Annotated in this window: 5 protein-coding genes and 1 pseudogene; 4 read left to right on the top strand and 2 right to left on the bottom strand. The window is 70.5% G+C overall.

All coding sequences use genetic code 11. The annotated features are described in order from the left end of the window. The first annotated feature begins 74 nt into the window (after window positions 1–74). The 4 genes and pseudogenes from AB0903_RS33995 to AB0903_RS33980 all read left to right on the top strand — a co-directional run. A complete protein-coding gene (locus tag AB0903_RS33995; protein WP_366708645.1) occupies window positions 75–1,037 on the top strand; it encodes an NAD-dependent epimerase/dehydratase family protein in 963 nt (320 codons plus the stop codon). A 221-nt stretch (window positions 1,038–1,258) separates the two neighbouring features. After that, entirely contained in the window at window positions 1,259–2,101 is an 843-nt protein-coding gene (locus AB0903_RS33990; protein ID WP_366708643.1) for an endonuclease/exonuclease/phosphatase family protein, read from the top strand. A gap of 619 nt (window positions 2,102–2,720) precedes the next feature. Next, window positions 2,721–3,014 carry a hypothetical protein gene (locus tag AB0903_RS33985; RefSeq protein ID WP_366708641.1) on the top strand — a complete coding sequence of 98 codons (294 nt, stop codon included), beginning with the start codon at window positions 2,721–2,723 and terminating at the stop codon, window positions 3,012–3,014. A 458-nt stretch (window positions 3,015–3,472) separates the two neighbouring features. Next, window positions 3,473–3,830 (top strand): annotated as a pseudogene (locus AB0903_RS33980) (putative immunity protein); the annotation flags it as partial. A 95-nt stretch (window positions 3,831–3,925) separates the two neighbouring features. On the opposite strand, the gene AB0903_RS33975 reads toward AB0903_RS33980, so the two are convergent. Together AB0903_RS33975 and AB0903_RS33970 are read right to left on the bottom strand one after the other, a co-directional pair. Further along, complete coding sequence (locus tag AB0903_RS33975) at window positions 3,926–4,657, bottom strand: putative immunity protein (RefSeq protein WP_366708639.1); 732 nt, start codon at window positions 4,655–4,657, stop codon at window positions 3,926–3,928. Window positions 4,658–4,746: 89 nt separating this feature from the next. Further along, window positions 4,747–5,811: a YihY/virulence factor BrkB family protein gene (locus AB0903_RS33970; RefSeq protein WP_366708637.1), complete on the bottom strand. Its 1,065-nt coding sequence runs from the start codon at window positions 5,809–5,811 to the stop codon at window positions 4,747–4,749. Window positions 5,812–6,493 lie beyond the last annotated feature (682 nt).

The following is a 6,493-nucleotide window of genomic DNA, read 5'->3' as shown; positions in this document are numbered from 1 at the left end:
CACATACACATACAAGGCACCCAACAACACCAAACCATCTTCACCGCCGACCTCCACCTCCACCCCCACACCCCATGACCCCCACCACCACAACCACCACAACCCCACCACCCACCATCCTCATCACCGGCGCCACAGGCTTCACAGGCCACCACGTCGCCCACGAGGCGAAGCGGCAACAAGCCCACCTGCGGCTCATGACGCACCGCCGACCCGTGTCCGGGCCCGACGCCGCCGTTCGCACCGTCCGGGCGGATCTGACCGACCCGGGCACACTGCACGGGCTGTGCGACGGCGTCGACATACTGATCCACTGCGCGGCGCAGATCGGCGGCATGGCAGAGGCCAACGAGGCCGTCAACGCACGCGGCACCACAGCTCTGCTCGCCGAGGCCCACCGCGCCGGGGTCCGCCGCATCGTCCACCTCAGCACTGCTTCCGTCTACGGCCGCGGCACCTACCGCGGCAGTCGGCCCGAGGAACTGACCCGCCGTCCCGGATCCGCGACCTCACGCACCCGCGCCGTCGCCGAGGACGCCGTCCTGGCAGCCGGCGGCGTGGTCCTGCGCCCCCATCTCATCTACGGGAACGGAGACCTCTGGATGGGACAGGGCATGGCGCGACTGCTGCGCGCCCTGCCCGGCACCGTCGCCGGCTGGACATCACGGATGTCGATGATCGCCGCACCGGACCTGGCCCGACTCCTGACAGCCACCGCACTCGCCCCCCGCGCCTCCCTGACCACCTCCATCTACCACGCCGCCCACCCGGAGCCCGTCACCGCGCACACCGCCCTGCGCGCCATCGCCGACTGCGCCCGAATCCCCTGGCCGACCGGCCAACTGACCCTCCCCCAGGCCCGCGCCACCCTCACCGACCAAAACATCCCCCCATCCGTACTCGACATGCTCACCACAGACCACGTCTTCGAAGCCACCACCCTGTGGTCCGACCTGCGCCTGACACCCGGCGACGGATTCGACACAGCGTTCCACCACGCCGCACCCTGGTACCGCACCACCCTCCCCACCACCTGAACCCCAACCCCCACCACACCCACCCACCAGCACACACGCTGAAAGGTCCTCGCACCGCCATGCGGCCTCGCACGTCACAGCTGCCGGCCCGCCCCAGCACACAGAAGACCGCGCGGGCCGTGCCGGCGCCGCAGGTGCGGGCACGGCTCCCTGCGTCCCCTAACCTCGTACAGGAAGACGTCGGATGCCATGCGTGTCCCTTCGCCTGTGCTGAGGAGGCAATGGTGCTCGCAAAGGGCACGCGGCTGCTCGCGGGTGCCGTGATCGTGGCCTGCCTGGTGCTCGTCGGCCCCAGCACGCCGAGCGGCGCCCCCTTCACCAGGCCACTGCCCGCCGAAGCAGTCAGCAAGGTCGTATCGAACCGGGTCATGACGTGGAACATCTGCAACCCCTGCGGGGCCGGCAACGCCGACCGGGCAGCGGAGATCGCCGCGCACGCCCCCCAGGTCGTCGGCCTGCAAGAAGCGTGCGTACGCGACGTCGAAAAGATCCGGGACCATCTGAAGCACTCCCACGGGCTGGTCTACCACGCCGAATACGGCACGGTTCTTCGCAACTGGGACCGCTGCGGTGGAGCGCCGTGGAGCCCCGGGGCCTACGGCCAGGCGGTCCTCTCCGCGGCACCGATGACGGAGCCCGTCAGCGTGGAATATCCCGACGGAGGATCAGAGGACCGCGGGTACATGGCCGTCACCACCACGGTCGGCGACCGGACCGTCCGGATCTTCAACACACATCTCGCCCAACGCCGTCAAGAAGCAGTCCGGGCAGACCAGGCCCGCGTACTGGCCGCAGACGTCTCCCGGCATCAGCGCGCGATGATCCTCGGCGACTTCAACGCCGCGCCGAACGCCCCCGAACTTACCGCCGTCCGGGCCCTGGCCGCCGATGCAGACCCCCGGTGCCGCCCCTCGCGCCCCGGCAACTGCAAGCCGACCACCGACTGGCAGAGCACGTTCGACTACATCTTCCTGCGAGGCGTCGTCCCGCTCGAGCACAGTGTGCATCCCACCGCGTACTCGGACCACCACCTGCTGCACGCCGACCTGGCCCCCACCTGCTGATCGCTACAGACCGCGCGATGGTCTGGCATCTCCACAGACCCCCGAAACAGTCCACCCCCGGCACAACTCGTCAGATCGCCCCGCCCCTTGCTGTACCAAAGAGCCAGCAACCCGGCAGGATCGGGCAGTGCGTTGAGAGGAGGCTCTCCCGCTCCTGGTTTGATCGCCGACTGCGGTGATCGTCGCCTTTGCGCGCCGTCGTTGCCGTCACTGACAGATCACCGACAGGGGTACCGCCGTCGGAGCGGAAGCGCTCACAGAATCTTTGGCCACGGGTATTCTCTGGTGATGTCGAATCAGTCAGTGGTGGCGGGGGTCAGTCTCGCTGGTGTGATGGCGCACTGCGGCGGAAGCCCGGTGGGCGCCGTGGAGCTTCTGGTGGGGGCGATAGCCTCGGCACCGGCGGCTCCGGAGCCCTATGCGGCCCTCGCCGAGTTGTGGCAGGAGCGACGCTCGGAACTGAAGGAGGGCCTCGAAGGGGACGACTCCTTGAGCGCTGTGCCGGCGCAGGCGTACTTCTTGTTCCTTGAAGGGGACATGGACGACGCGGTGATGGCCCTCGGTTCGGTCACGGGTGTACGGCCCGACGTGTCATGGGGCGCTGCACCCTGGTTCGGCGATGCGCGCTTTCTCGGGGCGGCACGTGCGTGCCGAGCAGGGCGACTTCGCCGCAGCCGCAAGCCTCGTCGAACAGGGCCTGGAACACGAACCTCACGAAGTCTCCCTGCGCGCGGCGGGCGCCGCCTACCGCACACGCCATTCCGGCTCGTCCGACGGCCTGAGGGCCCTGATCGCCCTGGCGCCGGAGCTCGCGAACACCACCTACCGGAACCTGCTGATCGACTACGCGTGTGCAGGGCCGAAGCTGCCTCGGAGACTCGTTGCCAAGGCCCACCGCATCCGTGACAACTGAAAGGACCGTCGTGCCAACCGGTGCCAGTCAGGAGGGTCTTCCGGTTCCAGGGGCTGTCCCGCCAAGATCCGCCGGACAGCCCAACCACCCTGTAACAGCGGACCGCCCTGCGCTGCACCATGCCGGGCATGACCTCCACCGAGACCACCAGCTACGTTGCCCCACCACCTGAAGATCACCGGGCGTGCGGACCAGCTGATCACCCAGGACGCCCGACCTCGATCCACACCACCTCGCGCGGCTGCCCACGGGCGGACAACAATCTCGCCCTGCATGCCTCGTCGCCCCTTCGCCACCGGCGGACGACCTCATCGACGAGGCCACCGCCCACACCTCCGTGAGCGAGGTGATCGGCCGCTGAGAACTCCCCCGTCCGGCCCGGAGACGGCAGCCGGGCTTGCGGATCAACCACCGGGTTCGCAGGCTTCGCCGCATCCCAGCGGGAAGGGATGCCAACCATGATCCTCCCGAAGGTCAGGGACCCTCGCTTCGTCACGATCCGCCGCGGTGGGACCCTCACTGATCCCGGTCACCATCTCCTCGCCCTCTGGGCGGCAGCGTGCGCAGAGCACGTCCTTGGCCTCTTCGAGTCGACCCAGCCTGAGGACCCACGACCGGCGCCAGGCCATCGAGCATGCCCGCGCCTGGGCGCGAGGCGAGGTCAAGATGATGCAGGCCCGCGCGGCGGGCGGCCAGGCCGTGGGTGCGGCTCGAGACCTTCGTGGCGCAGCACGGCATGCCGCCTACGCCGCCGGCCAGGCCGGAGCCGTCGCACACGTCGCCGCGCACGAACTCGGTGCGGCCGCCTACGCGATCCCGCGCCACCCACCCCCGGGCGCCCTGCTCGTACCGACGAACCTCGAAGTCACCCGATGACGGACGTGGGCCCGCGCCGTCCGGACCGCTGATAGTCACTCAGCGAAGGTGAGTGAACGAAGGTCAGCGTCCAGCATGCGGATCAACTCGCCGACCCGTCCCCCGCCACTCGGCGCCGCAGGGAAGCGTTTGAGCACGTCAACGACAGTCGGCGTCGCATGGCGCACGGTCTGCTCAAGGTACCCGGCACCAATGCTTCGATCATCGTCGGCGACGAGTTCGGCTGCTCTGGCCGCGTAGGCGCCGGCGCCGAGAATGTGCTTGACCTGGGTGGCCTTCGCCAAAGGGTGCAGGTAGGCGGCGCCTGCCGCGGACATCGCTGCCCACGCTGCCTCGCGTGCAGCCGCAGTGTCCGCGCTCTTGGCCGCCTTGAGGGCCGCCGACGCCGTCTCGCGGAGAGATTTCCCCCGTTCGCCGCCCCGAGCGAACTCCCACGCGGCGCCGACGGCATCTCGAGGCCGCGAGTCGCCAGGCTGATCGGCCTCGAATATCTTGAGCACCACCTCTGCACACGTTGCGGCGAACGCGGCGACCTCACGGAGGTCCTGCTTGCTCAGATGGATCTCGCTCACGTCATCTGTCATCGTTTCATCTTCCATGACTGCGCCGGCCGGTTGCGGCGGCCCGGGCGGCCCATGCCGACTGACACCCGAGCAGTGCTCGTAGAAGGCCGCCGACCACAGCGAGCGGGAACGAGCCGACCGCTCCGTCAGACGATCTATCTGCGGCGACCCCCCGGGCCCGATGTCGCCGAGCACACCGGGCATCAGTCGTCTTCCTTCGCAGACGGCCCTGTGCGAGCAAGGCCGGTGTCCGGGCCGTGGCCGCGGTGCCGGCAGGCCGGGCCGGGAGAGGGTCAGTCCGCGCCGCCGTCCGGGTCCTTGTCCCCGGCGTCGTGCCGCGCCGCGTCCTTGGCGGGCCTCCCGGCAGTGCCGGTCGGCGCGGACGGGGCGTTCCGGAACTCGACGGTGATCCTCTGGGAATCCTTGAACACCTGAGTCTCGGCGTACGACCGGTACGCACGGCGGTCGGCCCGGCTGAGCCTCACCTGGTCGGTGAACGGCGTCAGCAGGCTGCGCGGCCACAACCGGTACGCGCGGACCGCACCCGTCTCCGCCGTGAAGACGAAGACGAGGGCGCCCAGATAGAGCCAGGCGAGCAGTCCCAGCACGATGCCGAACATCCCGTACGTGGTGCTGGCGCCGTTCAGGAAGTGCCTGACGTAGTAGGCACCGCCCCACTGCAACGCCTGCCAGGCGCAGGCGCCGCCGACCGCGGTGCGCCACAGCCCGCGCACGTCGACCTCCGCCTGGTTCAGGATCCGGACGGCCAGCACCAGCAGGACCGAGTTCAACAGGATCACCGCGAGGGCGGACGCCACGCGCGATGCCACCCCGAGGCGCAGGCCGAAGGACCCCGCGGACGACGCTGCGGCGGACAGCGCGGTGGTGGCGACCAGTCCGACGGCCAGCACGGCGATGAAACCGAGACCCCGCAACCGTGCGCGCAGGGGGTTGGGGCGCGCGTGCCTGGGCACGGCCCAGATCTTGTTCAGCGCGTGCTGCGCGGCCTGCGCCACGCCGAGTCCGCCGTAGATGCTGCCGAGGACTCCGGTGGCCAGGGCGACTCCGTTCGTCTCGAACGTGTGGATGTTCTCCCTGAGCTGGTCTCCCAGCACGGGGAACTTGTGCAGAGCCGAGTCGAGGACCTGCTGTCGAAGTCCGGGGTCGTTGTCCAGCAGCAGGGCGAGGGTGGACACCAGGAGCAGCAGCAGCGGGAAGAGCGAGAGGAAGCCGTAGTAGGCCAGCAGGGCGGCCAGGTACATGCCCTGGTCGTCGATGAACTTGTACACCACGGCGAGCGGCATCCCGGCCCAGGTGTGCCGTCGCTGGAAGTCGTCGATGCGCCGCAGCGCCACCATGGCCTCTCCAGGTCTCGGATCCGAAGGGACGGCGAACGGCTCCCTTTTTGGTGTGCCGTGGGGCCCGGGACCGAACGACCGGCATTCCCGTCGGATGCCCCGGCCGGTGTCCGGGCAGTCGCCCTGGATTCCGGAGCCATGGCTACGCCCCGGCCCCGGTCGCCCCGAAAGGCCAGGCGGAACGCCTCTGACGCGACCGCCGGCCGCGACATGTCCGCCGACCCGGCACCACACCAGGGGCGTCCGGCCCGTCCGGACCCGCGTGAATCGGTCACGGTGACGCCGGGGTGACCGCGCACCGGCCGGGCACTCGGAGGTGCACGGCCACCACCCAGCTGACGGACGGTCGTGCCGTGGGCCGCCGCTCCTCTCGCGAGGAGTGTCCCCGACCGGTACCGGCAGGTCACCGGCCGGTACCGGTCGGTTCCATGCGCCGTCGCCCGCCTCCGCGTCCCGGCACTCACGCCCCGCGCCGTTCGCGCCGTCCCGGCGCTCGTGGACGGGCCGCTCCCCCGGCCCCGCGCTCGGCCGGGTCGCCCGCCCCCGCGCCCGGGCCGGGGGCCCGGGGGCGGGCCCCGGGGCCCGGCGGGGGGGGGGCGCGGGGCGCGCCCGGGGCCGGGGCGTGGGCCCGGACGCGGTGTTCGGGGTCGGCGGGGTCGCGGTGGCGGGGCGCCACAAAGGC

Source organism: Streptomyces sp. NPDC048389 (genome assembly GCF_040706335.1).
Lineage (GTDB): Bacteria > Actinomycetota > Actinomycetes > Streptomycetales > Streptomycetaceae > Streptomyces.
This window is presented reverse-complemented; position numbering and strand designations above follow the sequence as displayed.

Excerpts from the sequence above, each read along its gene's own strand:
- AB0903_RS33995 (WP_366708645.1), top strand. The coding sequence starts at position 75 with ATGACCCCCACCACCACAACCACCACAACCCCACCACCCACCATCCTC.
- AB0903_RS33990 (WP_366708643.1), top strand. The coding sequence starts at position 1,259 with ATGGTGCTCGCAAAGGGCACGCGGCTGCTCGCGGGTGCCGTGATCGTG.
- AB0903_RS33985 (WP_366708641.1), top strand. The coding sequence starts at position 2,721 with ATGCGCGCTTTCTCGGGGCGGCACGTGCGTGCCGAGCAGGGCGACTTC.
- AB0903_RS33975 (WP_366708639.1), bottom strand. The coding sequence starts at position 4,657 with ATGCCCGGTGTGCTCGGCGACATCGGGCCCGGGGGGTCGCCGCAGATA.
- AB0903_RS33970 (WP_366708637.1), bottom strand. The coding sequence starts at position 5,811 with ATGGTGGCGCTGCGGCGCATCGACGACTTCCAGCGACGGCACACCTGG.